1 pseudogene is annotated in these 345 nt (G+C 69.9%); it reads left to right on the top strand.

Annotated features, from left to right (window positions below):
• Positions 1-345 (top strand): annotated as a pseudogene (locus EN804_RS35450) (hypothetical protein); the annotation flags it as partial.

Raw genomic sequence — 345 nt, 5'->3', positions numbered from 1 at the left:
CGGCCCTGCTTCTTCTGCCGGCGCGAGCGGGCGACCGATTTCGTCGATCGCTTCGGCCGGGCGTTCGGAATCGCCGAGCCGCGCGCGCCGATAGTCGACAAGCGGCTGCACAAGGAGCGGCTGGCCTCGGGCGGCCGGCCGGCGGCCGTCACCGTCGAGCAATTGGGCGAGCTTCCGGGTGGAGCGATGGTGGCTGACGGCGATACCGCCTATGCGCTTCGCGCCGGCAAGGCACTTAGATGGTCGTTCGCGGGCTATGGCGATCCTCTTCCGTTCGACCGACTTGCCGGGCGGCCGCTGAGGCTCTGCACGCCAGTAACGACTGCTGGGGTGCTGCGGCAGGGT

This window comes from Mesorhizobium sp. M8A.F.Ca.ET.161.01.1.1 (assembly GCF_004792105.1).
Taxonomy (GTDB): Bacteria; Pseudomonadota; Alphaproteobacteria; order Rhizobiales; family Rhizobiaceae; genus Mesorhizobium.
This window is presented reverse-complemented; position numbering and strand designations above follow the sequence as displayed.